The sequence below is a fragment of the Saccharopolyspora thermophila genome, from assembly GCF_014646075.1.
Lineage (GTDB): Bacteria > Actinomycetota > Actinomycetes > Mycobacteriales > Pseudonocardiaceae > Saccharopolyspora > Saccharopolyspora thermophila.
Genome location: NZ_BMMT01000001.1, coordinates 187287 through 211968 on the forward strand (window position 1 = coordinate 187287; position 24682 = coordinate 211968).

27 protein-coding genes are annotated in these 24682 nt (G+C 70.3%); 14 read left to right on the forward strand and 13 right to left on the reverse strand.

Annotation, left to right across the window (positions count from 1 at the left end):
• Positions 1-282: 282 nt before the first annotated feature.
• The 5 genes from IEY17_RS00820 (at position 283) to IEY17_RS00840 (ending at position 4142) form a co-directional block, all read left to right on the forward strand.
• Positions 283-684, forward strand: coding sequence for a TOBE domain-containing protein (locus tag IEY17_RS00820; protein WP_188984344.1), 402 nt, complete (start codon positions 283-285; stop codon positions 682-684).
• Positions 684-1430 (forward strand): molybdate ABC transporter substrate-binding protein, encoded by a 747-nt coding sequence (modA, locus tag IEY17_RS00825; protein WP_188984346.1) that lies wholly within the window; start codon positions 684-686, stop codon positions 1428-1430. The genes IEY17_RS00820 and modA overlap by 1 nt, the downstream gene beginning before the upstream one ends.
• A gap of 65 nt (positions 1431-1495) precedes the next feature.
• On the forward strand, positions 1496-2266 hold the full coding sequence (locus tag IEY17_RS00830; RefSeq protein WP_188984348.1) for an ABC transporter permease: 771 nt from the start codon (positions 1496-1498) through the stop codon (positions 2264-2266).
• Positions 2263-3351, forward strand: coding sequence for a sulfate/molybdate ABC transporter ATP-binding protein (locus IEY17_RS00835; protein WP_188984350.1), 1089 nt, complete (start codon positions 2263-2265; stop codon positions 3349-3351). The genes IEY17_RS00830 and IEY17_RS00835 overlap by 4 nt, the downstream gene beginning before the upstream one ends.
• Positions 3352-3377: 26 nt before the next feature.
• Complete coding sequence (locus tag IEY17_RS00840; protein WP_188985266.1) at positions 3378-4142, forward strand: HAD-IIA family hydrolase; 765 nt, start codon at positions 3378-3380, stop codon at positions 4140-4142.
• Between the two features lie 4 nt (positions 4143-4146).
• Here the strand turns inward: IEY17_RS00840 and IEY17_RS00845 are convergent, their stop codons facing one another.
• On the reverse strand, positions 4147-4401 hold the full coding sequence (locus tag IEY17_RS00845; protein WP_188984352.1) for a hypothetical protein: 255 nt from the start codon (positions 4399-4401) through the stop codon (positions 4147-4149).
• A gap of 105 nt (positions 4402-4506) precedes the next feature.
• Positions 4507-5481: a R2-like ligand-binding oxidase gene (locus IEY17_RS00850; RefSeq protein WP_188984354.1), complete on the reverse strand. Its 975-nt coding sequence runs from the start codon at positions 5479-5481 to the stop codon at positions 4507-4509.
• 102 nt (positions 5482-5583) lie between these two features.
• Between IEY17_RS00850 and IEY17_RS00855 the strand changes: the two genes are divergently transcribed.
• Positions 5584-6186, forward strand: coding sequence for an HAD family hydrolase (locus IEY17_RS00855; RefSeq protein ID WP_268240273.1), 603 nt, complete (start codon positions 5584-5586; stop codon positions 6184-6186).
• Between the two features lie 6 nt (positions 6187-6192).
• Here the strand turns inward: IEY17_RS00855 and IEY17_RS00860 are convergent, their stop codons facing one another.
• Positions 6193-6390 (reverse strand): hypothetical protein, encoded by a 198-nt coding sequence (locus IEY17_RS00860; RefSeq protein ID WP_188985382.1) that lies wholly within the window; start codon positions 6388-6390, stop codon positions 6193-6195.
• Positions 6391-6632: 242 nt separating this feature from the next.
• Here IEY17_RS00860 and IEY17_RS25920 point away from each other — a divergent pair, with 242 nt between their 5' ends.
• Positions 6633-7028, forward strand: coding sequence for a cold-shock protein (locus IEY17_RS25920; RefSeq protein WP_188984356.1), 396 nt, complete (start codon positions 6633-6635; stop codon positions 7026-7028).
• A gap of 188 nt (positions 7029-7216) precedes the next feature.
• Here IEY17_RS25920 and IEY17_RS00870 read toward each other — a convergent pair whose 3' ends face one another.
• The 3 genes from IEY17_RS00870 to IEY17_RS00880 form a co-directional block, all read right to left on the reverse strand.
• Entirely contained in the window at positions 7217-7693 is a 477-nt protein-coding gene (locus IEY17_RS00870) for a DUF2771 family protein (RefSeq protein ID WP_188984359.1), read from the reverse strand.
• A gap of 9 nt (positions 7694-7702) precedes the next feature.
• Positions 7703-9367, reverse strand: coding sequence for an MFS transporter (locus IEY17_RS00875; protein WP_188985270.1), 1665 nt, complete (start codon positions 9365-9367; stop codon positions 7703-7705).
• Between the two features lie 158 nt (positions 9368-9525).
• Entirely contained in the window at positions 9526-10359 is an 834-nt protein-coding gene (locus IEY17_RS00880) for a glutaminyl-peptide cyclotransferase (RefSeq protein WP_373289832.1), read from the reverse strand.
• Positions 10360-10443: 84 nt separating this feature from the next.
• On the opposite strand from IEY17_RS00880, the gene IEY17_RS00885 reads away from it, so the two are divergent.
• Together IEY17_RS00885 and IEY17_RS00890 are read left to right on the forward strand one after the other, a co-directional pair.
• Positions 10444-11295 (forward strand): DUF3027 domain-containing protein, encoded by an 852-nt coding sequence (locus IEY17_RS00885; RefSeq protein ID WP_188984361.1) that lies wholly within the window; start codon positions 10444-10446, stop codon positions 11293-11295.
• The gene (locus tag IEY17_RS00890; RefSeq protein WP_188984363.1) at positions 11292-14267 is read left to right on the forward strand and encodes a sacsin N-terminal ATP-binding-like domain-containing protein; all 2976 of its coding nucleotides are present in this window, start codon (positions 11292-11294) and stop codon (positions 14265-14267) included. Before IEY17_RS00885 ends, IEY17_RS00890 begins: the two co-directional genes overlap by 4 nt.
• Here IEY17_RS00890 and IEY17_RS00895 read toward each other — a convergent pair.
• On the reverse strand, positions 14264-14452 hold the full coding sequence (locus tag IEY17_RS00895; RefSeq protein ID WP_188984365.1) for a DUF397 domain-containing protein: 189 nt from the start codon (positions 14450-14452) through the stop codon (positions 14264-14266). The genes IEY17_RS00890 and IEY17_RS00895 overlap by 4 nt on opposite strands.
• Entirely contained in the window at positions 14436-15287 is an 852-nt protein-coding gene (locus IEY17_RS00900) for a helix-turn-helix domain-containing protein (protein WP_188984367.1), read from the reverse strand. The genes IEY17_RS00895 and IEY17_RS00900 overlap by 17 nt, the downstream gene beginning before the upstream one ends.
• A 113-nt stretch (positions 15288-15400) precedes the next feature.
• On the opposite strand from IEY17_RS00900, the gene IEY17_RS00905 reads away from it, so the two are divergent.
• On the forward strand, positions 15401-15634 hold the full coding sequence (locus IEY17_RS00905; protein ID WP_188984369.1) for an HC3 family zinc finger protein: 234 nt from the start codon (positions 15401-15403) through the stop codon (positions 15632-15634).
• A 607-nt stretch (positions 15635-16241) separates the two neighbouring features.
• Positions 16242-17564, forward strand: coding sequence for an outer membrane protein assembly factor BamB family protein (locus IEY17_RS00910; RefSeq protein WP_188984371.1), 1323 nt, complete (start codon positions 16242-16244; stop codon positions 17562-17564).
• A 59-nt stretch (positions 17565-17623) separates the two neighbouring features.
• Here the strand turns inward: IEY17_RS00910 and IEY17_RS00915 are convergent, their stop codons facing one another.
• The 5 genes from IEY17_RS00915 to IEY17_RS00935 form a co-directional block, all read right to left on the reverse strand.
• Positions 17624-18892, reverse strand: coding sequence for a PPE domain-containing protein (locus IEY17_RS00915; protein ID WP_229679732.1), 1269 nt, complete (start codon positions 18890-18892; stop codon positions 17624-17626).
• A 48-nt stretch (positions 18893-18940) separates the two neighbouring features.
• Entirely contained in the window at positions 18941-19525 is a 585-nt protein-coding gene (locus IEY17_RS00920; RefSeq protein ID WP_188984375.1) for a DUF3558 domain-containing protein, read from the reverse strand.
• A 10-nt stretch (positions 19526-19535) separates the two neighbouring features.
• Positions 19536-19916 carry a hypothetical protein gene (locus IEY17_RS00925; RefSeq protein WP_188984377.1) on the reverse strand — a complete coding sequence of 127 codons (381 nt, stop codon included), beginning with the start codon at positions 19914-19916 and terminating at the stop codon, positions 19536-19538.
• Positions 19917-20087: 171 nt separating this feature from the next.
• Positions 20088-20882 carry an ESX secretion-associated protein EspG gene (locus tag IEY17_RS00930; RefSeq protein WP_188984379.1) on the reverse strand — a complete coding sequence of 265 codons (795 nt, stop codon included), beginning with the start codon at positions 20880-20882 and terminating at the stop codon, positions 20088-20090.
• Between the two features lie 78 nt (positions 20883-20960).
• Complete coding sequence (locus tag IEY17_RS00935) at positions 20961-21248, reverse strand: DUF2530 domain-containing protein (protein WP_188984381.1); 288 nt, start codon at positions 21246-21248, stop codon at positions 20961-20963.
• 62 nt (positions 21249-21310) lie between these two features.
• Here IEY17_RS00935 and IEY17_RS00940 point away from each other — a divergent pair, with 62 nt between their 5' ends.
• The 3 genes from IEY17_RS00940 (at position 21311) to IEY17_RS00950 (ending at position 24674) form a co-directional block, all read left to right on the forward strand.
• The gene (locus IEY17_RS00940) at positions 21311-22774 is read left to right on the forward strand and encodes an NCS2 family permease (protein ID WP_188984383.1); all 1464 of its coding nucleotides are present in this window, start codon (positions 21311-21313) and stop codon (positions 22772-22774) included.
• 129 nt (positions 22775-22903) lie between these two features.
• Positions 22904-23338, forward strand: coding sequence for a MarR family winged helix-turn-helix transcriptional regulator (locus tag IEY17_RS00945; RefSeq protein WP_188984385.1), 435 nt, complete (start codon positions 22904-22906; stop codon positions 23336-23338).
• 25 nt (positions 23339-23363) lie between these two features.
• Entirely contained in the window at positions 23364-24674 is a 1311-nt protein-coding gene (locus IEY17_RS00950) for an MFS transporter (RefSeq protein WP_373289825.1), read from the forward strand.
• The last annotated feature ends 8 nt before the right edge of the window (positions 24675-24682 follow it).

The following is a 24682-nucleotide window of genomic DNA, read 5'->3' on the forward strand; positions in this document are numbered from 1 at the left end:
GCTTTTTGTGCCGTTTCACTGAGCGGTTGCGCCGCTGGGAGACCTGCGCGAACCAGTGCCGAAGAGCTTCTGCGGACCAAGCACGGAAATGCTACCGCATATGCGGATCAAGAAGGGAACATGATCCGCAAAATCGGATCGAACGGGTTTCCGCCCGAGGTGCGTGCGGGTGTCCACATGTTGGGCAGGGGTCGACGCCGGGTGGGGTGCACGGCACGAATCCCGATCCGCGGTCGCCAACCCCTGGTTCTGCCCGCAGGTGCGGACGTATTCTGCTCAGCTGTGCCGCACTACCGGATCGCAGAGGTCGCCGGCCTGCTCGGGGTCAGCGACGACACGGTGCGCCGCTGGATCGACCACGGGCAGCTGCCCGCGGACCGGGACTCCGCCGGCCGCCGCATCGTCGACGGCGCCGCGCTCGCCGAGTTCGCCCGCGCCCAGGCGCGCTCCACGCCCGACCCGTCCGGCGTCGGCCGCTCGGCCCGCAACCGGCTGGTCGGCCTGGTCACCGACGTCGTGTCGGACCGGGTCATGTCGCAGGTGGAGATGCAGTGCGGGCCGCACCGGATCGTCTCGCTGATGAGCACCGAGGCGGTGCGGGAGCTCGGGCTCGTGCCGGGGGCGCTCGCGGTCGCCGTGGTCAAGTCGACCAACGTCGTGGTGGAAACGCCGGGAGAGAAGTGATGTCCAAGCTCAGGATGATCGTGTGCGCGGTGCTGGCGCTCGCGCTGCTCGCCGGGTGCGGGCAGGCCGGGTCGCAGCAGCAGCGGACCGTGACGGTCCTCGCCGCCGCGTCGCTGACCGAGTCCTTCGACGAGCTCGGCACCCGCTTCACCGCCGCGCACCCGGACGTGCGGGTGCAGTTCGACTACCAGGGTTCGGCGACGCTGGCCGAGCAGATCCGGCAGGGCCGCCGCGCGGACGTGTTCGCCTCGGCGGACACGAAGAACATGGACAAGGTGCGCGACCTCGTCGGCACCCCGGAGACCCTGGCCACGAACCGGTTGACGATCGTCGTGCCGCCGGGCAACCCGGCGGGCATCGCGTCCCTGGCCGACCTCGCCGCCCCCGGGCGCACCGTGGTCGTCTGCGCGCCGCAGGTGCCGTGCGGCTCGGCCACCCGGAAGGTGGCGCAGGCCGCGAACGTGCGACTGCAGCCGGTGAGCGAGGAGAACGACGTGAAGTCCGTGCTGCACAAGGTGATCGCAGGCGAGGCCGACGCCGGGCTGGGCTACGTCACCGACGCGCGGGCGGCCGGGTCGCAGGTGCAGTCGGTGGACTTTGCGGAGTCGGCGCAGGCCATCAACACCTATCCGATCGCGACGATCGCCGACGCGCCGGAGCCGCAGCTGGCGGCGGAGTTCATGGCGTTCGTACGCGGCCCGGTCGGTCGCGAGGTCCTCGCCCGTCACGGCTTCGGCACCCCGTGAACCGCCGGAATCCCCGGTTCCGTTCGAAACCGCCGTTTCGAGCCAAGCCGGCCTCCACGTCGCAGGTGCCGGGGGTGCTGTGGGCGCCCGCGGTGCTCGCGCTGGCCCTCGTGGTGCTACCCGTCCTCGGGCTGCTGACCCGCGTCGACCCCGCGCGCCTGCCGGGCCTGCTGCTCAGCCCCGCCGCGCTGGACGCGCTGTGGCTGTCGGTCGTTACGGGTCTGATCTCCACCGCGCTGTCTCTGGTGATCGGCGGCCCGCTGGCGCTGGTGCTGGCGCGGTCGCGGATGCGCGCGGTGCGGTTGGTGCGGGCGTTCGTGCTGCTGCCGTTGGTGCTGCCGCCGGTCGTCGGCGGTCTGGCGCTGCTCTACCTGCTGGGCCGGACCGGTCCGCTGGGGCAGTTTCTCGACGCCGCCGGGCTGCGCCTGCCGTACACGACGGCGGCCGTGGTGCTGGCGCAGACGTTCGTGGCGATGCCGTTCCTGGTGGTGGGGCTGGAGGGGGCCCTGCGGACCGCCGGGGGCCGCTACGAGCAGGTCGCCGCGACGCTGGGCGCCGGGCCGTGGTTGACGTTCCGGCGGGTCACGGTGCCGCTGGTGCTGCCCGCGCTGGGGTCCGGCCTGGTGCTGACGTTCGCCCGCGCACTGGGCGAGTTCGGCGCGACGATCACGTTCGCGGGCAGCCTCCAGGGCACCACGCGCACGCTGCCGCTGGCCATCTACAACACGGCGCAGTCCGACGTGGACGCCGCGGTGGCGATGTCGTTGCTGCTGGTGGTGGTGGCCGTCGTGGTGATCGCGGTGGCCCGGCCGAAGGCGGTGGAGGGGCGGTGGTGAGCGGGTTACGGGCCGACGTCGAGTTCCACCGGCGGGACTTCGCGCTGCGCGCCGGGTTCGAGGTGGCGCCGGGCGAGGTGGTGGCGGTGCTGGGCCCGAACGGGGCCGGGAAGTCGACGCTGCTGTCGGTGCTGGCCGGGCAGCTCGCCGCGGATCGCGGCCGGGTGGCGCTGGGTGATGCGGTGTGGTTGGACACCGAACGCGGGATCAACGTGCCAACGCACCGCCGCGGTGTCGGGCTGCTGGCGCAGAACGCCCTGCTGTTTCCGAACCTGACGGTGCTGGAGAACGTCGCCTTCGGGCCCCGCGCCGCCGGGGTCCGCCGGGCCCGCGCCCGGGAGATCGCCGAGCACTGGCTGTCCGAAGTGGACGCCACCATGCTGGCGGAGCGGCGGCCGGACCAGCTCTCCGGCGGTCAGGCGCAGCGCGTCGCCCTGGCGCGGGCGCTGGCCGCCGACCCGCGGCTGCTGCTGCTGGACGAACCGCTGGCCGCGCTGGACGTCGACGCCGCGCCCGCGATGCGGGGCCTGCTGCACCAGGTGTTGCGGCGGCAGGACCGGCCGACCGTGCTGGTCACGCATGACGTGCTGGACGCGATCGTGCTGGCCGACCGGCTCCTGGTGCTGCTCGACGGCCGCATCGTCGAGCAGGGTCCGACCCGCGAGGTGCTGGCCCGCCCGAAGGATGCGTTCACCGCGCGCGTGGCCGGGCTCAACCTCGTGCCCGGTGTCGCGGTGGCCGACGGGATCTCCTTCGGCGACAGCACGATCAGCGGCCGCACCGCCGAACCGCTGGACCTCGGCGAGGCCGCCGCGGCGGTGTTCGCACCGTCCACCGTCGCCGTGCACCGCGAGCACCCGCACGGCAGTCCCCGCAACGCCTTCCTGGTGCGGTTGGCGGCGCTGGAACCGCGCGGCGACGTCGTGCGGGTGCGCGGCGTGGTGCGGGACTGCTCGTTGGCCGCGGACGTGACCCCGGCGGCCGTGGCCGACCTGGACCTCAGGCCCGACGACGAGGTGTGGTTCGCGGTCAAGGCCGCTGAGGTGGCCATCCACCCGCTCTCCGGTGGATCATCGGGGACGTGACTGAGCCATCACCCTGGACGTACCTGATGGACATGGACGGCGTCCTGGTCCACGAGGAGCACATGGTTCCCGGCGCGGACGCCTTCCTGGCGGCGCTGCGCAAGCACGAGGTCCCGTTCCTGGTCTTCACCAACAACTCGATCTACACCCCGCGCGACCTGCGCGCGCGGCTGCACCGCACCGGCCTGGACGTCCCGGAGGAGGCGATCTGGACGTCCGCGCTGGCCACCGCCCAGTTCCTGGAGAACCAGCGGCCGGGCGGCTCGGCGTACGTGGTCGGCGAGTCGGGGCTGACCACAGCCCTGCACAACATCGGCTACGTGCTCACCGACCGCGACCCCGACTACGTGATCCTCGGCGAGACCCGCACCTACAGCTTCGAGGCGATCACCAAGGCGATCCGGCTGGTCGAGGCCGGGGCGCGGTTCATCGCCACCAACCCCGACGAGAAGGGCCCGAGCCGCGAGGGCACGCTGCCAGCCACCGGCGCGGTGGCGGCGCTGATCGAGCGGGTGACCGGCCGGGCGCCGTACTACGTGGGCAAGCCGAACCCGCTGATGATGCGCTCCGCGTTGCGCCACCTGGGCGTGCACTCGGAGAACACGCTGATGATCGGCGACCGGATGGACACCGATGTCCGGTCCGGGCTGGAGTCGGGCCTGAAGACGATCCTGGTGCTGTCCGGCATCTCCGACGAGCACACCGCCGACCTGTTCCCGTACCGGCCGACGAAGGTGGTCAACTCGATCGCGGACCTCGTCGAGCACGTGCTGGACCCGTTCGCGGCCTGACCGGTCACGACGGCAGGTCGGCCGCGATGGCCCCGGGCACCCGGTTCAGCTCGTCGGCCATCCGCTCCGCCGCGTCGCGCAGGAGTTCGGCGCGGCGGCTCAGCGACCCGGACCAGTGCCGCTGGGCCGCGGCGAGGCGGTCGAACAGGTCCGCCTGCAGGCGGAGCCGTTCGACCTGTGCCCAGTCGCACCGGACCGGGCCGCCAAAGGCCCGCTCGATCGCCGCCGCGACCCGCTCCAGCTCGAGCTCGGTGATCATGCGCCCCCCTCTGGTTCAGTGGCGAACCCCCTCTTCGAGGAGAGGCCGCGGACCGCGCGGATGACACGCGGTTGTGCCCGACGTCACCACCGGTGCAGGAACGGATCAGCCCTGGGCCTTGGCGAGTTCGGCGGCGTCCTCCGCGCCGAACTGCTCCTCCAGCAGCTCCGGGGAGGCGTCCTCGTCGATCTGGGCGAGGGGCATGCCGCGGGCGCTGGAGATCGCGCCGAGGCGGCGCGTCGCGCGATCCGAGGCGTAGGCCGTCAGCGCGTCCTTGTCCAGCCCGAACGGCGGAACCTCCGGCGCGTCGTCCGGACGCCACTGGACCTGGGCGATGGCGTGCGGCAGCAGCCGGGCCATCTGGTCCTGCACCACGTTCCAGTTGCGTTCGTCGGCGGCCACGTGCCGGCGGCAGGCGAAGGTGCCCCACGCCATGTGCCGCCGTTCGTCGTCGCTGATGTGCCGGATGACCCGCTGCATGCCGGGCAGGATGCCGCGCCGCACGCAGATGGTGTGCCAGGCGTAGTAGCCGGTCAGCGCCAGGGTGCCCTCGACGACGTGGTTGTAGGTCACCGACGCCCGCACCTGGTTCTCCGGGCTCGGGTCCTCGTGCAGCGCGTGCAGCGACTCCGGCAGCGCCTGGTAGAAGATCTCCCGGTAGCCGGGGTTGTCCTCGACCAGCGGGTGCAGGTCGTCGGTGAGCCCGACGGCGTCCATCCACAGCCGGAACGCCTGGGTGTGCTTGGCCTCCTCGAACAGGAACTGGGTCAGGTACATCTCGTCGCCGAAGCGGCCCTCGGCGGCCATCGCGGCCAGGAAGGGCTGGAGATCCTGGGTGACGGCTTCCTCGCCGGCGACGAACTGCGCGCACAGTCCGGTGATGCTGCGCTGCTCGTCCTCGGTGAGCTGCTGCCAGTCCTCGGCGTCCTTGCTGAATTCGATGTCGGCGGGGTTCCAGAACTTCGCGTTGCCCTTGGTGAACAGCCGCAGCGGGAGGGAGCCCCAGTTGAGGCCGTTGGCTCGCAGGGAATGAAAGGCTTGGCGGTGGGTGCGGTGCGCGGGGGTGCTTGTCGTCGTCATGGCGACTCCAGCTCGCCGAATGTGAAAAGCATAACGGAGTGATTTTCGATACTGGCCAGTTCCGCGTCAAGGGTGCTTCGGTCCCGCCGTAGGGTGGGGCGCGTGCTGACCGTCGGATTCGACCTGGACATGACGCTGATCGACCCGCGTCCCGGCATGGTGCGCGCCTTCGCCGCCCTCAACGAGAAGTTCGGGCTGAGCCTCGACGGCGAGCGCTTCGCCGCCAACCTTGGGCCGCCACTGGCCGACGTGATCCGCGGCTACGGCTTCGACGAACCGCTCGTGCAGCGGCTCGTCACCCACTTCCGCGAGATCTACCCAGAGGTCGTGATCTCGGCGACCCGGCCGATGCCCGGAGCGCGGGAGGCGCTGGCCGCGGTGCGCGCGGCGGGCGGGCGCACCCTGGTGATCACCGGGAAGTACCAGCCGAACGCGGGCCTGCACCTCAAGGAGTTCGGCTGGGACGTCGACCGGCTGGCCGGTGACGTCTTCGCCACCGCCAAGGGCGACGTGCTGCGCGAGGAGGGGGCGAGTATCTACGTCGGCGACCACGTCGGCGACATCGTGGGCGCGAAGGCGGCGGGTGCGCTGGCCGTCGCGGTGGCGACCGGCCCCTACAGCCGTGACGAACTGGCCGCGGCCGGGGCCGACGTCGCGTTGCGCGACCTGACCGAGTTCCCGGACTGGCTCACCGCGCACACGTGACCGGTGCTAGCGGCGGCGGTTGCGCACGACGGTGGCGACCACACCGAAGATCAGCCCGGCCGGGCACAGCAGTGTGGCCAGGTTGAGCCAGACCGGCAGGTCCTGGTATCCGGCGGCGAACAGTGCGAAGATCACGATGATGGCGAGCAGGCCCAGGGTGAACAGGGCCACCGACAACGGCAGCACCGCGGAACGCGTTGGCATGATGACCAGCGTATTGACGCGCTACGCCGGGTGTCGCAGCGGCCCTTGCCCGATAAGGCCGGGTGTTGCCGCCTCGGTTCGCGGTACGCTGAAGGTGACGCGTCCCGGCGCGCCTGACTGCGAGGCGTACACGGGGCGCTTTCGTCGTGCGGGGGGAGTTGCCCCGGCGCGGCGGACGGGAAAGGGACGACGACGGGCCCCGGGGACCGGGCCAGCGCATTCGACAGGGAACGGTGAGGACAGTGCCGACCGGCAGGGTCAAGTGGTTCGACGCGGACAAGGGCTTCGGCTTCCTGACCCAGGAAGGTGGGGAGGACGTGTACGTGCGCGCGTCCGCGTTGCCGTCCGGCGTGGATGCGCTCAAAACCGGCCAGCGCGTCGACTTCGACATGGCGCATGGCCGCCGCGGGCCTCAGGCGCTGAAGGTGAAGTTGCTCGACCCGCTGCCGTCGGTGGTCGAGGCGCGCCGCCGTCCCGCTGACGAGCTGCACGGCATGATCGATGACATGATCAAGCTCCTCGAGCTGAAGGTGCAGCCCGACCTGCGCCGCGGCCGCTACCCGGACCGCAAGACGGCCAGGCGCATCGGCGAGGTCGTCCGCGCGGTCGCGCGTGAGCTGGACCCGGGCAGCAGCTGACCCGACCGCGGGCGCGTCCCGCGCCGCCGCTGTTCCGACTGCTCCGCCCCGGCGATTCCAGTGGGGATCGGCGGGGTGATCTCCACCGGTATCACCAGGGGCGGCAACCGGGACGCGTTCGGCCGGGGACTTTCGTCAGGGGCGGTGGCCGGGAATCCGGGCGGGGAAAGCTGATCCCCGCTTTTCCGTCACTGGTGGACGTCGAGGATCCAGCTGCCGCCGATGCCGAAGTCAACCCCGCCGTCGGCTCCCGGTGTCAGCACCGCGGAGAACTGCTGCACCTCGACGTGCTCGAACTGCGCGCCGTCCGGCGGCAGGTGGAGGGTGTAGGCGAAGCGCTCGTGGGGGCGGAACACCGAGCTGCGGCCGTCGAGCTCCTCGCCGTTGACGCCCCGGTAGATGAACGCCACCTGCCACGGTGCCGCGGCAACCTCGGCCGGAACCGAGATCTGCAGCGGCTCCCGGCTCGGCACCCGCAGTTCGCCGACCATGTTCCCCGACGACGTGGCGCAGTTCTTGCCGGTCGGGTCGCAGTACTGCGCGGGGGCGACGGTCACCGACCTCCCGTGCGAGTAGAAGGTGACCTGCGGTTCGCTGGGGGCGGCGCACCCCGCGGCGAGGGCCACTCCCGCCAGCGCCAGCAGCGGCTTCAGTCCACGATGCACGGCCCGAGCCTACGACCTGCTGCGCGCCTGGGCGGTGGCCGGTGCGGGCCGCCGCGGCAGGCGGGGCAGCAGCGTCCCGCCCCGTTCGACCGCGATCGTCTGGGCCAGCACCAGCGCGAGCACGGCGGCGATGACGGTGAACCCGATCCGGTACACCGGTGGCAACAGGACCCCGACGGCCCCGCCGAAGACCCAGCTGAGCTGCAGGATCGTCTCTGACCGGCCGAACGCCGAGGCGCGCGACGCCTCCGGCATGCGGTGCTGGACGACCGCGTCCAGGCAGACCTTCGCCAGGGCGCTCGCCGTCGCGCCCACCAGGGCGACCACCACCGCGAGCGGCAGCCCGGCCAGTAGCGCCGCGCACACCGCCACCGCGAGCGTGCCGCCCAGGCAGGCGATGATCACCCGGTCCGGCTTGCCGAAGTGCATCTTCGACCCGATGCCGTTGCCGAGGAAGCTGCCGACCCCGGCCGCGCCGCCCACCAGGCCCAGCAGCACCAGCTGCATGACGGGTTCGTGCTGTGTGCTCTGCTTGATCACGAACGCGGCGAACAGCGTCAGGAACCCGGTCAGCAGGCGGATGCCGCCGTTGCCCCACAGCGCGACGACCACGTGCGGGTTCAACGGCACCCTGCGGGGCTGCCGCGGGTGCGCGCTGATCGACGTCGGGATCTCGCCCTCGGTGCGCTCCACCCAGCCCGGAATGCGCAGGCACAGCCACACGCCGCCGGCGGCCATCGCGGCCATGAACCACAGCGCGCCCTGCGAGCCGAGCAGCCATGCGAACCCGGAGGCGATCGCGCCGACGATGCCGCCCGCGGCCATCCCGAACGCGGTCAGCCGGGAGTTGGCCTTGGTCAGGGTGATCTGCGCAGGCAGGACCCGCGGCGTCATCGCGGCCTTGAGCACGCCGAAGGATTTCGACAGCACCATGCAGCCCAGCGCCGCCGGGTACAGCATCCAGCTGTCGAAGTGCAACGCCATCACCGCGGCCAGCAGCACGCGGACGCCGAACGACGCGGCGAGCGCGAGCCGACGCCCCTGCTGCAACCGGTCCAGCGCGGGACCGATCACCGGCGCGATCAGCGCGAACGGCGCCACCGTGATCAGCAGGTACAGCGCGACCCTGTCCTTGCTCTCCGCGGTGGCGGCGGAGAAGAACAGCGTGTTGGCCAGCGCCACCGCCATCGCGGCGTCCACGGCGTAGTTACCCATCACCGCGTAGGTGAACTTCGCCAGCCCGGACCGGTCGGCGCCGTCGGCGTGCGCGAGGGAGAAGAACAGGCGCATTGCGCGTTGCGTGAGGTCCCGGCTGCGCCAGGCGGCGACGCGCGTCACCGTGAGCTTCTTCGGCGGCGCGGTGCCCCGCGGCCTTTCCGGTTTCTCGTCGTGCCCCGGGTGGTCCTCGGGCAGCGGCGGCAACCGCCGCGTGCCGGTGCGCGGCGGCGTGTGGTCGGGGTCGTCCTGCCACGGGTAGCGCCGCTGCTCGCGGTGGGTCCGCTCCGCCGCGGGCGCCTCGACGCGGTGCCCCGCGCGCTGCGCGTCCTCCGGCTCCGCGTGCGGCGCGGCCTGGCCGCCTTCGGCGTACCACCCGCGTTTGCCGCGCTGACCGGCGCCCCAGCCCGGACGTCCGCGCGGGGCCTCCGAGCGCTGGTCATGGCGTCGCGAACCCATGCTGCTCATCCTGCCTCACCTCCTTGCGCGCGGACCCCGTCGCGCCGGTTGTCGACGACCTCGCGGATAAAGAGACGGCAACCCCCGCGCCAGATACAGCTGCGACCTGATCAGGCGATGATCAACGCCCGACAGGGTGATCGGGGGAGTACCGAGGATCAGGCCGGGTCGAAGCGAACCCGGAACATCGACGGCCAGTTCTTGCCGGTGATCACAAACTCGTCGGTGCCGGGCACGGCGGCGATGCCGTTGAGCACGTCGGTTCCCGCGCGGTCCCGCGGCGCCAGCAACCCGGAGGCGTCCACGACCGCCGTCACCTGCCCGCTCGCCGGGTCGATGCGCAGGATGTCCTCGCTGCCCCACACGTTGGCCCACACGTGCCCACCGGCGCACTCCAGCTCGTTGAGCTCCTCCGCCGGGACCCCGGCCAGCCGCACGTCCACCCCGCCGACCGGCTCGAACGTCACCGGGTCGCGGAACGTCAACCGGTCGCTGCCGTCGCTCATGACCAACCGGGACCCGTCGAAGCACAGGCCCCAGCCCTCACCGGAGTACTCCACCCGGCGCAGCTCGGCCAGCGTCTGGCGGTCCCGCTCGATCGCAACCCCTTCCTGCCAGGTGAGCTGCCAGATACGGTCACCGGTGACGGTGATGCCCTCCCCGAACAGATCAGCCGGGAGCCGGACCTCGCGGCGCACCTCGCCGGTGGCCAGATCGGTGGCCCGCAGCCGCGACGAGCCGTGCAGACCGGTGCCTTCGTAGAGGGTGCCGTCAGCGATTTCCAGGCCCTGAGTGAACGAGGAGCGGTCGTGCGGGAGCACGTGGATCACGTCCGCGCGAAGGTGTGGCAGGCTTCCCGCGTGCCCAACGCCCTGATCGGTCTGCTCGCGGTCCTGCTGGCCGTCGTGCTGCGGTACCTGCGGCGCGCACGCCACCAACCCCGTCCCGAGCGCGAGCAGCACACCGCACAGCACACGTCGAGCCAGGAGCAGTCGCACCACGAAAGCTTGACACGGCCAACTGCGGCGGCGAGCGCGTACGGCACAATCGAGCATGTGACGCCTATGCCTGCTCCGATGACCAGCCCAGGCGCGGGTGCCCCGTCCGAGGACGCCGGGCAGCCCGTTGCCGAGCTCCTGAACCCGGAGCTCGCCGCGGCGGTGGACGTCGCCCGAGCCGCGGCGGAGGAAGAGGCGAGGCCCGGTGATGACCCGATCGGGTCGCCGGTGCTCACCCTGGACGCGGACGGCGGTGACCCGGTCGGCGCGCACGTGGGCGTCGAACCCGAGGGCCCGCACGCGGCCACGCACTACTTCGAGTCGAACTACCCGGGCTACGTCGGCTGGCGCTGGGCGGTCACGGTGGCCAGCCCCGGTCCGGGCGAGCCGGTGACCGTCAGCGAGGTCGTGCTGCTGCCCGGGCCGAACGCGCTGACCGCGCCCGAGTGGGTGCCGTGGAGCAAGCGGGTGCAGCCGGGCGACCTGGGCACCGGCGACCTGCTGCCGACCAGCCCGGACGACCCGCGGCTGGTGCCGGGCTACCTGGCCAGCGACGACCCGGCGGTGGAGGAGGTCGCCCGCGAGGTCGGCCTGGGCCGCAAGCGGGTGCTCAGCCCGGAGGGGCGGCGGGAGGCCGCCGAGCGCTGGCACAACGGCGACTTCGGGCCCCGCGCGGAGATGGCACGGATGGCCCCGGCCACCTGCGGGACCTGCGGGTTCTTTCTGAAGCTGGCTGGTTCCATGGGTGCCGCGTTCGGTGTGTGCGCCAACGAGTTCGCGCCCGCCGACGGCCGGGTGGTCAGCGTCGAGTTCGGCTGCGGCGCGCACTCCGAGGTCGAGGTGGACACCTCCTCGACGGTGCCGGTCGCCGAGGTCGTCTACGACGACGCGACCCTGGACTACGAGCCGCGCACCCCGGAGCGCGGGTGAACGACGACCACTTCGGTGCGGCAGCGCTGCGGCGGGCAGTGCTGCAGTCGTGGGAGGCGTCACCGACGCGGTTCCGCGAGGACGCCAACGCCGAGGAAGACCTGCGCCTGGGCGGCTACCGGGACCGGCTACTGGTCGAGCTGGCGCAGAACGCGGCGGACGCCGCGGGCAGCGGGGGAGTGCTGCGGGTCCGGCTGGTCGACCGCGAGCTGCGCGTCGCCAACACCGGTGCCCCGCTGACCGCCGAGGGTGTCGCGGCCCTGGCGTCGCTGCGCGCGTCGGCGAAGCGCGAGACCGGCACGGTGGGCCGGTTCGGTGTGGGTTTCGCGGCGGTGCTGGCGGTGTCGGACGAGCCGCGGGTGGTGTCGACGTCCGGCGGGGTGGTGTTCTCCGCGGAGCGCACCCGCGAGGAGGCGGCGAAGCTGCCGGGCCCGGCCGAGCAGCTGGCGCAGCGCGGCGGTGAGGTGCCGGTGCTGCGCCTGCCGTGGGCGATCCCGGGTGAGCCGCCGGAGGGCTTCGACACCGAGGTGCGGCTGCCGCTGCGGCCCGACGTGGACGCCGAAGCGCTGCTCGCGTCGTTCACCGACCAGGCCGCTGACCTGCTGCTCGCGCTGCCCGCGCTGACCGAGATCCGCATCGGCGAGCAGACGTGGCGCCGCGAGGACCTCGACGCCGACCGCCTGGTCGTGCACGGTCCGACGCGCAGCGACCGCTGGCTGGTGCACCGGGCGTCGGGGATGTTGAGCGAGGCCGCGCTGGCCGGGCTGGGCGTGGAGGCCCGGCACGCCACGCAGTGGCGGGTGTGCTGGGCCGTGCCGATGGACGAGGACGGCGCGCCGATTCCGCTGGCCGAGGACGTCCTGCACGCGCCGACGCCGACCGAGGAGCGGCTGTCGCTGCCCGCGCGCCTGCTGGCCAGCGTGCCGGTGGAGCCGGACCGGCGGCGGGTCGCGGCGTCGGCCGCGACGGACGCGGTGCTGACCTTCGCCGCGGAGTGCTACCCGTCGCTGGTGGCCAAGCTCGCCGCCGAGCACCGCACGGCCCTGGTGCCGCTGCCCGGCTTCCCGAGGTCCAATGTGGACGAGAAGCTGCGGCAGGGCGTGCACGACCGGCTGCGCGTCTCGGCCTGGCTGCCCGCCGCAGCAGGCGGCGTGGTCGCCCCGCTGGAGTCGCGGGTGCTGGACTACGCGTCGCCGGAACTGGTCGAACTGCTCCGCGACGTCGTGCCGCACCTGCTGACCGCGGAGCTGGCTGACGCCCGCCACCGCAGGTCGCTGTACGCCCTGGAGGTCCGGCGGTTGGGGGCGGCGGAGATCGTTGAGGCGGTGACGGGACTGCAGCGCCCGCCGTCCTGGTGGTACCGCCTCTACGACGCGTTGCTGCCGGTGGCGGCCGGCGACCCGATGGCGCACGAGGAGTTCACCGCGCTGCCGGTTCCGCTGGCGGACGGCCGGACGGTCAGCGGGGTGCGCGACGTCCTGCTCAGCCACCGCGACGCCGACCCCGACCCGGCGACCCTGCTGTCCACGTTGGACATCTCGGGCCTGCGCATCGCGCACCCCGAGGCCACGCACCCGCTGCTGGAGAAGCTCGGCGCGCACCCGGCCGGCCCGGCGGAACTGCTCGACGCCCCGTCGCTGGCGGAGGCGGTGCGCAGCAGCGTGTCGGATGCGCGCGCCGGAGTGGACGTCGAGCCGCTGGCGACCGCGGTGCTGCGCCTGGTCGACAGCGCGCAGCCGCGGGACTGGCTGGGTGCGCTGGCGCTGCCCGACGCGGACGGCGACTATCGCCGCGCGGACGAGCTGCTGCTGCCGGACGCCGTGCTGCTGGAGGTGCTCGACCCGGAGTACATCGGCGAGGACGCGCCGCTCGGGGTGCTCGACGAGGACTTCGCCAGCCGCTGGTCACCCGACCTGCTGCGGTCGGTCGGCGTGCTGGACACCTTCGCGGTGCACGTGACGGAAGACCCGGTCGAACCGGACGAGGACTTCCCCGAGATCCACCAGTGGTGGGCGGAGCGGGAAGCAGCCCGGCCTGACGACTGGCCGCCTGCCCGGTTCGTCGGTATTCGCGACCTCGATCTGGTCGCCGACGACGCCTGGCCGGCGGCGATCAGGCTGCTCGTGGGGCAGCCGGAAACCCTGCGGGCGCTGCGGGAACCGGACGGCTACCCGGCCTGGTGGATCAGCCGGTACGCGCTGCTCGCAGGCCACCCGCCGCGCCACTGGCGGCTGCCCGAGGCGGCTGAACTGGCGGGCCTCTACGACCCGGTGCCGGACCTCGGCCTGGACGACGAACAGCTGCGCATCGCGGGCGTGCGCACCGAACTCGCCATCGAGGACGCGGACGACGCAGCGGACCTGCTGGACCGCCTGGGCGATCCGGACCGCGCGGTGCACGCCGGAACCGCACTCCGCGCCCACCGGGCTCTGGCGGACGCCGTGGTCAGCGGCGTGGTGGATCCGGCCGAGATCAACCCGCCGGACATGGTGCGCTCGGTGTCGGGTGCCGTGGTGAGCACGGGCCGCGCGGTGGTGCTCGACGACCCGTGGATGCTGGGCGTTCTGGAAGCCCCGCTGGTGATCGCCGGAGGAAGCCCGGACGAGTTCGACGCGGAGGCCCTCGCGGAGCTGCTGGATCTGCCGCTGACGTCCGAGGAGAACACCATGCAGGTGGTGACTCCCGGACGCACCCAGAACTGGCCCGAGGTGGGACGAGTCCCGGCGGCCTGCGAACTGCTGGGCATCGCGGTCCCGCAGGGCGAGGTCACGCTGCACGACGTCCTGCGTGTCCGGGCGTCGTCGGGAGAACAGCGGGTCCACTGGTGGGTGGAGTCAACGGGCCGGGTCCACGCGGAGCGCACCCCGGACGGCCTGGGCCGGGCTCTGGCCTGGGCTGCAGGAGCCTGGCCCCACCGTTTCGCCCTCACGGCTCTCCTGGCGGACCCGGAAGCCACCACCCTGCTGCGTTAGCCCAACCGGCCGGCCTTGAGCGCGCTCAGGAAGCTCCCCCAGGCCCGCGGCTGGAACACCAGGGTGCCCCCGTCCCGGTTCTTGGTGTCCCGAACCGCGACAACGCCAGAGCCGGAGCCGACCTCGACGCAGTTCGTCTCTTCGCCGCTGTAGCTGGACTTTCGCCACTCAGTGATCTGATACATCGGGCCCCTCCATGGTCTTCGCTTGGGCAGAGATCAGGTCCAGGGACTCTGCCGGGGAAAGTGCTGCCTCTGCCAGATTGGGCAGGTACTCGATGAACGGGGAAGTGTCGTCTGGATCGTCCAGGAAGACACTCGATCGTCGATGCTCCAGGTGGACTATGGGGCGCTGGCGTTGGAACTCCAAGATCAAGTGACTTCCGTTCAAGCCGGCGTGCGCCCCAGCGCTGAAGGGAATGACCTGCACCGTCACGTGCGGTCTGCGCGATATCCGTACGATGTGCCTGAGTTGCTCGGCCATTACGTCATGGCCGCCGACAGGACGGTGCAGCACCGATTCGTCGATAAGGGCGTGGAAGGTAATCGGATTCTTCCTCGTTAGCACGCCCTGCCTGCCGAGCCGCAGTGAAACCCTCGACTCCAGTTGATCATCAGTTACCCGTCCGGTGCCGATGACTGCCCGGGCGTAGTCGGCGGTCTGCAGCAGACCTGGCACGAAGCCAAGCGCTACATCCGTGATCTTCGTGGCGTTGCGCTCGAATTCCAGAAGTGCGACGAGCAGGGCTGGAAGGTCCTTGTGGCCAACTTCCCACCAATGCGTCTGATGCGCGTCGTGTGCCAGCTCGAGCAGTCGCTTGCGTTCGTCGCCCTTGATGCCGAGCGTGCCGAGGATGATGGCGATCTCAGTGCTCGTGGGAACCTTGTCGCCGGCTTCGATGCGACCGAAGGTCGCGCGGGACCAGCCGCACTGCTCAGCCAATTCCTCAAGTCGCAGGCCAGCATTCTTGCGCAGCTTGCGCACTTCGGCGCCAAGACCGCGGGAACGTGCAGTTGTCATATGACCACGGTATTTCAGGGGCTGAGACTCCGCTATTACACGTTGCGGTGAACAAGATTGATCGCAAGCTCGCGAGACGGTCTTATCGAACCAAGCAATCGATCGGAGCGCGCATGAGCGAGTACTTGACCTACATCTGGCGTCCGGTCACCGGCGGGCGTCACGCTTTTCCCATCGCAGCGAAGAAAACGCCGCCTGGTGAGACGGTCACCGCGTTCTGCGGTGCGGAGACGGATGCGGCGCAGCTGCATGATCGGTCCGAAGTGGACTGGATCCGTGAGGAGACGTGCATGCGCTGCTGGCGCATCCTGGCAGCCCGCATGTCGAGGCATCATCCGCGCATGTGACCAACGAACAGGCGACGGCTGAAAGGTCGGTCGCCCTCTTGAGCGGACCGGTGCGGCAGCTCCCTTTCCCCCGACACCTGCCCCACCGGTCCATTCCTGGTGGCCGGGCGTGAAACGTCCCCTCCCAGCGCGCCCGGCCGCCAGCAGACACGGGAGAGACCGGATGACCGAGCCCGCCGCCGACAAGGGCTACTGGGCAGCCTTCGGCTACCAGAACCACGTGATCCCCCTCGAGGATCCCCGCCGGGATGGACCGCACGTGATAGCCCTCTGCGGCGTCATGACAATGCCGGAAGAAGCGAGTTGCCGAGACCAACGCCCCACCTGCTCTGTCTGCGCCACGGAAGTCCGAAGTGGACGAATCGAAGTGGTGCCGATGACTTCCCAGTAAAATATGCCGATTCACATACCTGCCTGCTGCACAATGATCTTGGCCTGCTCGCAGCGGCCGCTGGGGGAGTGCTCAGCGAGAGAGCACGAACATTGCTGAGGGGAGCATGCGCAAGTGACGCAACAGAGCTGGTTACCGAACCAGCAAGGCTGGCAACCGCAGCCCTACCCACCGATGCAAGCGCCTTTCCCGCAGCCGCCAAAGAAGCGTCGTCGGGTGTGGGTTCCGTTCCTCATCATCGGGCTCGTCGTCGTTCTGGTCGGCGGCGGTACGGCGGGGTGGCTGGCGCTGCGCGCCCACTACGGTCCTCGGGCCGAGGAAGAACGGCCGATGGCGAGGTTGCTCTGGGAGCAGAAAACCTCGACCGACGAGAAGCCGATCGACAGCTGGGTGTCAGACGGCGTCGTCGTGGTGATGCACGAGGACTGGCTGGACGCCTTCCAGGCCGACACCGGCGAGAAGGCGTGGGACCTGCGGCCGCCGCAACGGACCGGTGAAGAGGCCGCCAGCAAGTTTTGCGGTATGAGCCACGAGGTCAAAAACGGCCTCGGCGTGATCGCCTTCGGGCCCTACGACCGCATCTGGTACGGCGGCACCGGCTGCTCCACGATCATGGTCGTGGACGTGAGGACCGGCACGCCGAAGTGGCAGCTGGACCTGCCGGTCGTCGAGGACCGAAGTACGACCCGCTACAGCGACCCGGAGATCGTCGGCGACGTGGTGGTGTTCGCCCTCCACGACATCGTCTACGGCGTCAGCCTGGCCGATGGCAAGGAGATCTGGCGCTACGACCAGGAACCCGCCCGTTACTGCAGGATGTTGGGGCCGCAGATCAGCGAGCGGACCGCAGCGTTCCCCGTCTCCTGTCCGCTGGAGAACGGCTACCTCGAACTCCTGCTGCTCGACCCGGCGACCGGGGCGGTGAAGGGGCGTACGCCCGTCAAGTCGGCGAGCCTGCCGTCCATGATCTCCGCTGACCCACCGATCATGGAGATCGACCGCGACGACGTGAACGACGGCCAGGGTAGCCTGCTGGTCTTCGACGACACGGCTCGCCAGGTGAGCGAGATCCCGGTGCAGCTGCCCGCTGGGCGTCTCGACACCAACCCGGTCAACTCACAGTACGACGTGATGAGTGCCCGCCACCGGTACCGGTTCGTCGTCACCAACGGCCTGCTGGTCGGGGCCACGTGGGCGCACGCCGTCAACGCCTACCGCGACACAAACCGGATCGTCGCCGTGGATTTGAAGACCGGCAAGCAGCGCTGGGACGTGGCACTCGGTCCCGAGGTCGTCGGCATACCGTTCGCGGCGACCCGAAACGGCATACTCGCCATCAACGAGGGTACGTACGAGAACCCGTCACAGGTGTACGAGATCCCTCTTGATGGCGGCAAGCCCAAGCCGATCAGCGGGGTGTTCCCGGAGAACGTAGCCGCAGCCACCCTGTGCGATCTGCACTGGGTCGACGGCACGATCTATGGTGCGCGGATGGGCAGGAAAACTTTCCGCGCGCCACCGGTGTTCGCCGTCAGGTAGCTCGGAAAGGCGCTGGCCGCGCACCAGTCCGGTGCGCGGCCAGAATGCGTCGGGTCGTGTCAGTAGTTGTCGTTGCTCCAGTCGCCGAAGACGGGTGGGGCGACCTTCGGCAGCCCGAGCTCGTCCCAGGCGTCGTCGTTGTCGACCCAGTACTTGTTCTCGTGCTCGAGGTCGTCCTCGCCTTCCTTGCCGCGGCCGCGACCAGCGGCACCGCCCATGGCGCCAGCCGCACCACCGCGGCCACCAGCACCGGCAACGCCACCGCTGGCACCCGCGCCGGAACCAGCGCCCAGGCCGCCGACACCGGCACGACCGCCAGCCCCGATGCCCGGACCACGACCAGCACCAGCCCCCAGGCCCCGGCCACCGGCGCCGGCACCCATGCCGCCCCGGCCAGCACCCGCGCCGGTACCAGGACCGGTGGGGAAGATCGAGCCGCCGAAGGTGCTGGTGTTGGGAACGCCGGCACCAGGCCCGGTCCCGGTATTCGGCATGTTGATGCCACCGGTCCCGGTGGGCGGAGTGGCCCACTGCGAACTGCTTTGAGCCGGAGTGGAACCAGAACCAGATCCGGTACCAGAACCGGACCCGGGCCCGACCCCGGGCCCCACATCCCCGATGCTGTAGTTCCCGGTGTTGACCTGCCGAGACCCGATAGCACTCGGATTCGTCGGCGTGTTCACCGTCTGCCGCGAGGTGGATTCCTGAGCACCCTGGTCGTAGGCCATCTGCGGAGGCTCGGGGAACGAAGGCAGGCTGGCCGTCGTGGACTGCGTAGCGGCGTCGTATCGCTCGTAGTACTGCTTGGCTTGCTCAGCCCTCTCCTGGGCCTCTCGCTCCTGCTTCTGCAGGTCGGTTTCACCACCGACCAGCCACGCGCCGCCCTTCTCGAGCAGGCTGTCCGTCGCCGTGACCTCAACCGGCTCGGGCATGGCGTGCTTGATGTCGCCGAAGTGGCTGGCGCCGGTGGCGGCATTGTCGCCGACCGTCATCGAGATCTCGCGGGCATCGCGGATGAAGTCCGTCATCGGCTTGAGCGAGCTGCCGTGCTGTTCAGCTGCTTCGCCAGTCCACGTCACACCGGCCTTGGCGTTGGCTTCGTCGAGGAGGTTGGCGACGTGTTCCAAGTCCTCAGCAACTTTGCTGCTCCATCCGGAGACGGCGGTGTCCAAGCCGCCCAGACCGGGGCCCTCGTGGATCTGCTTGTACTTCTCCGGGTGGTTGAACCCCACCTTCTTCATGATCTCGTCGGTACTACCGCTGTCCGAAGGTGACAGCAGCACGCCACCAACAGCGATACCGACGGGAATGGCCAGTGGTATCGGCATTGCATCCCCCTGCTTGAAAAGGTTGACGAGCTTGTGGTGCCCGGTGCTTCAGGCGTCCGGCAGGTTCTTGAGAACTTCAGAGGCGATCTTTTCCGCGTACCCGCAAGAGTCCTGCATCTCAGGGACCGCGTCGCTGTGCCGGGTGAAGTCCACGGCGATGTGCTCCTTGTCGGAGACACCGACCTCGACGCGGCAGAGCAGGTTTGTTTCGTCCATGCGGACAGCCGGATATCCGTCGATATTCCGGAGCTCGGCGTTCGAGGACTCGGCCTTCTCGACGATGTATCCGGTGCCGAGCCCGGTCGTGTTGTCGACGCCGACGATCAGCCCGAAGTTGTCGTTCGACCATTGGCACATCGGGTGGCCATTGGGCGACGAGCCTGGCTCGGGGGCCTTGGCATTGACCGCATTGAGGGTGGTGAGCTGCTCCTGAGTAAGAACCTGGCAGGCATCGGTGATCGACGCGAGGTTCTTCGGCTTGTCGACTTTCGCTGCGGGGTTGCTGCTGCTTGACGTCGGTTCGGACGCGGCCGAGCTTGGTGGGTTCTGCCCGGAGCTGTTCGGGACAGAACATCCGGCGGCGGCCAGGACAGCGAGTGCGGCGATGGCGGTCAGGTTGGCGCGGCGAAGCACAATGAGTTCCTTACACCTGTTGGGGAGTCGCGTTTTCGTCAGCCGTCCGGTAGCCCTGTTGAGCAGCCTTGAGCTGGTTGATCTGCGTGTTGAGTCGCTCGATGGTCTTATCAACGACCCAAGCGAGCCCGCCGGGTTCGTTTCCGGCCATCCGCTCCAGTGCGGCCGCCATGCTCTTGCTGACCTCGTCGTCGCCAGGTGCCTTGATCTGCTGGAGTTCCCGGGCCTTGAACTTGGTTTGCTCGAGCTTGTCGCGCGCCTCTTCGTACTTCCCGATCAGGGCCGGGATCTGGTCGAGGTCGACCGAGAACGATGCTTGCGTGACGGTGGGCGCGCCGGAGGCACCGCGGGTGTTCACGAATGTGTTGACGACCGCCCGGCCAGCGGTCACCCCAGGCTCAGCAGGTATCACGTTCATCCCTCCGGTGTCACTGCGTGATCGGTCTCAGCTTGCCAGGTCAGTGCCGGCCCCCGACAGCTTTTGGAGGTGAGCAGGAGGCGACTGGTTCCCACAGCGAGCAAAATTGCTCCATTTGAGGCACTGTGTCCGGTATTTCTGGTTTTACCACGACACTCGGCGCTGCGCGTCGGTCGCGATGTCGCCGAGGATGCGGCGGAACGTGCCCATGTCGCAGCCCGCGACGATGCGTTGACCGCGGGTGTTGTAGACCGCCACGCGGCCCTGCTCGAGGTCGATGATCCGCATGGTCTGCTCGCCCCGCTGCTCCTTCCGGGACGGGCCGGGCCCCCAGACCGTGACGCCGACCTCGCCGACGCCGAGCTTGGTGCCGTCCAGCAGCCGGGTCGCCCTCCGGTAGTCCGCAACGTTGACCCCGCGGGACCGGAGCGCCTGCTCGAGCGCGTTCTCGTCGGTCTCGCCGCGCTTCTCCAGTTCGGCGCGCGCCCGCCGCAGTTCGACGAGGTCGACCTGCAGGGGCTGCATCTTCAACGGCTTGTGCTCGGGCAGCAGCGACACGAGGGCCGGGATGGCGTCCCCGGGGCGGACTTTCTCCAGGATGATCCGGTCTCCGTTGACCACGGTCCTGGTCGCGGACTTGCCGGACTGCGTCACGCAGGCCCGCAGTTCGGTGCCCTTCTCTCGGGAGAACCGCAGGTCGAACTCGATCGTCCCCGCCGTGTACACCCCCATGAGGTCCCAGACCAGGTCGTTGACCCGGTCACCCGGGTCGACCAGGCCGCGCTGGCGGCAGCGCTGGTCGGCGGCTTCGAGTTCCTGGTCGAGGTCCTGAACTGCGGTGCCGTAGTTGGCGTAGGCGGCGACGGTTGGGACCCGCGTGATGCCTGCCCAACCCGCCAGGATCACGTATTCGAGTCGGTCGACGTCGAGCTTGGGCACTGAACTCCCCCGTTGGTGGTCGCCTGGCCTGTGCAGACTATCGGGTCAGGCGGGCAAGCGGAGGGGATTCCGACGAGTTCAGGAGTCCAGGCCGGACAGACCTTTCCAGGCTCCTCGGGCGCCTCGGCGGGCCGCCGAGCGCTGCCAGCGGAAGAGCCCGTAGCCGATCACCCCGAGGCCGGTGCCGGCCACGCAGGTCCAGAACTGGAGCTGTAGGTCGTCGCTCAGTAGGAACCAGAGCGCGGCGACGACCCACGCCGCGGTGCCGACCAGGACCACCGGGGTGGGGTCGGCCAGTCTGCGGGGCAGCGGTGGGACGTGCCGGTGGCCGGCTCGCGAGGGGGTGCGTTCACTGTCCGGTGCCACGTCAGGCAGGCTACCCCCGATAAGGGGAGGCTGCGCGCGCCGCCGCGTGATGGGAAGCGTTGATGGACAGGGCCGGATCTGAGAAGTCGTTACTGGACCGCTACTTCAAGATCACCGATCGTGGGTCGACCGTGGCGCGGGAGATCCGGGGTGGCGTGGTCACGTTCGTCACCCTCGCCTACATCATCGTGCTGAACCCGCTGATCCTCGGCAGCTACTCGGCCGACGATGCCGGGGCGAAGCGGGACGTGCTGGGCAACATCCTGCCGGTGCCGCAGGTGGCCGCGGTGACCGCGCTGGTCGCGGGCGTGATGACGATCCTGTTCGGGCTCGTCGCCAACTATCCGTTCGCCATCGCCACCGGGCTGGGCATCAACACGCTGCTGGCGGTGACCATCGCGCCGCAGGTGACCTGGCCGGAGGCGATGGGGCTGGTGGTCGTCGACGGCCTGATCATCCTGCTGCTGGTCGCCACCGGGTTCCGGACCGCGGTGTTCAACGCGGTGCCGCCGGAACTGAAGGCGGCGATCGCGGTCGGCATCGGCGTGTTCATCACGCTGGTGGGTCTGGTGGACGCGGGGTTCGTCCGGCGGCTGCCGGACGCGGCCAACACCACCGTGCCGGTCGGGTTGGGCATCGACGGGTCGATCGCCTCGTGGCCGACCGCGGTGTTCGTGTTCGGGTTGGTGCTGACCGCGGTGCTGGTGGCCCGTCGGGTGCGCGGCGCGATCCTGATCGGTGTGGCGATCACCACCGTGGTGGCGATCCTGGTCGAGACGTTCGTGCAGGCCGGCCCGTCGAAGGGCACCAACCCCTACGGCTGGAACCTGGGCTACCCGGCGTGGCCGGAGCAGCTCGCCGGGCTGCCGGACCTGTCGCTGGTCGGTGACATCTCCTTCGGCGCCTGGACGCGGCTACCTGCGCTGGCCTGCGTGATGCTGGTGTTCACGCTGGTGCTGGCGAACTTCTTCGACGCGATGGGCACCATGACCGGGCTCGCCAAGGAGGCCGGGCTGGCCGACGAGGACGGCAACCTGCCCGGGGTCGGCAAGGCGCTGGCGGTGGAGGGCCTCGGCGCGGTGGCCGGGGGGCTCGGGTCGGCCAGTTCCAACACGGTGTTCGTGGAGTCGGCGTCCGGTATCGCCGAGGGCGCGCGGACCGGTCTGGCGAACGTGGTCACCGGCCTGCTGTTCCTGGCTGCGATGTTCTTCACCCCGCTCTACCAGGTCATCCCGGTGGAGGCGGCGGCCCCGGCGCTGGTCGTGGTGGGCGCGATGATGATCAGCCAGATCCGGCAGATCGACCTGTCGGACTTCGGCATCGCGCTGCCGGCGTTCCTGACGATCGTGGTCATGCCGTTCACGTACTCGATCGCCAACGGCATTGGCGCGGGCTTCATCAGCTACGTGGTGCTGCAGTCGGCCACCGGCCGGATGCGCTCGGTGCACCCGTTGATGTGGGTGGTGTCGGTGGCGTTCGTGTTGTACTTCGCGGCCGGGCCGCTGAGTGCCGCATTCGGGTTCTGAGCTGGTCTGACCCCGTGTCGATTGGGTTTCGAAGCCCGAGTTGGCGGGCACGGCTCACTAGGGTGGACGGCCACTGGTCCGTGTGATCAGTTTGTCCGATTCCCCTAGGTAGTTTGGTAGACTAACGACGTGTCCGATATCGCGGAGCGCGAACGCACCCTGGCGAGCCGGTTGCGGCTCGCGGTCGTTCGGCTGAACCGGCGGTTGCGCGCGCAGAGCAGCGGCTCGAAGATCACGCTCTCCCAGCTGTCGGCGCTGTCCTGCCTGTACAAGGGCGGCGCGATGACGCCGGGTGAGCTGGCGGCCCGGGAGGGCGTCCAGCCACCGTCGATGACCAGGGTGATCGCCGCCCTGGAAGAGGCGGGGCTGGTCGCGCGCCGGGCGCACCCCACCGACGGCCGGCAGGCCATCGTCGAACCGACCGAGGCCGGGCGGGCCCGGGTGGAGGAAGAGGTGTCGGCCCGCGAGCGCTGGCTGGACCAGCAGCTCGCCGGGCTCGACGACGAGGAACGGGCGGTCCTGTACCGGGCCGCCGAGATCATCGACCGGTTGGCGAGCCGATGACAGCGGAGAGGCGGTAAGCAGCGGCGTGGTTGACCAGTCCCGGGTGCGGTCGGACCTCGGTTCGGGCGGGGGGCGGGTCAGCCGAGCCGGTTTGTCCACATCGGACAAATCGCCGGGGATGTTCGGCTCGCTGCGGCACCGCAACTACCGGTACTACGCCTCCGGCCAGGTCGTCTCCCTGACCGGCACCTGGATGCAGCGCGCCGCCCAGGACTGGCTGGTGCTGGAGCTCTCCGGCGGCAGCCCGGCGGCCCTCGGCGTCGCCGTCGCGCTGCAGTTCCTGCCCACGCTGCTGCTGACGCTGTGGGCGGGCGTCTTCGCCGACCGCTTCGACAAGCGCCGAATGCTCGTCGTCACCCAGAGCGCACTGGGCATCTGCGGTTTCGTGCTCGGGATGCTCGACGTCACTGGCGTCGTGGCGCTGTGGCAGGTCTACGTGCTGTGTCTCGTGCTCGGGTCCTTCGCGGCGGTCGACGCCCCGGTGCGGCAGTCGTTCGTCGTCGAGATGGTCGGCCCCGCGCAGCTCACCAACGCCGTCGCGCTGAACTCGATGACGTTCAACCTGGCGCGCATCGTCGGCCCTGCGCTGGCCGGGTTGCTGATCACCGCGATCGGGACGGGCTGGGTGTTTCTCGCCAACGGGCTGAGCTCGGTCGCGGTCGTCACCGGGCTGTTGTTGATGGACCCCGCCCTGCTGCACCGCGTGAAACCGCCGCCCAAGGAACGCGGCCAGCTGCGCGCCGGGCTGCGCTACGTGCGCGGCCGTCCGGACCTGATCGTGATCATGGTGCTGGTGTTCTGCGTCGGCACCTTCGGGATGAACTTCGAGAACTCCTTCGCCGTCATCGCGCGCAACCTGTTCGGCCGCGACGCCGACGGGTACGGGCTGCTGATCACCTCGCTGGCGATCGGCACCCTGACCGGCGCGGCGCTGGCCGCCCGGCGCAGCGGCCGAGGTCGGCCGCAGCTGCGGCTGGTGCTGGTGGGGGCCGCCGCGTTCGGCGCGCTGGAGGCCGCCGCGTCGCTGATGCCCACCTACGAGGTGTTCGCGGCGGCGCTGATCCCGGTCGGCGTGGCTGTGATGACGTTCACCACCAGCGCCAACTCGACGGTCCAGCTGGCGGTGGAGCCGACCATGCGCGGGCGCGTGATGGGGTTGTACATGTTGCTGTTCTTTGGCGGAAAGCCATTGGGCGGGTTGGCTTCGGGCTGGCTGGCCGAGGTGTTCGGGCCGCGTTCGCCGATCCTGCTGGGTGGGCTCGCCTCGTTGCTGGCCGCGCTCGCCGGGGCGGCGGTGCTGGCAGGTCGTCGGCGCCGTGGGGTTGCCCGATCATGAAGGTTAGG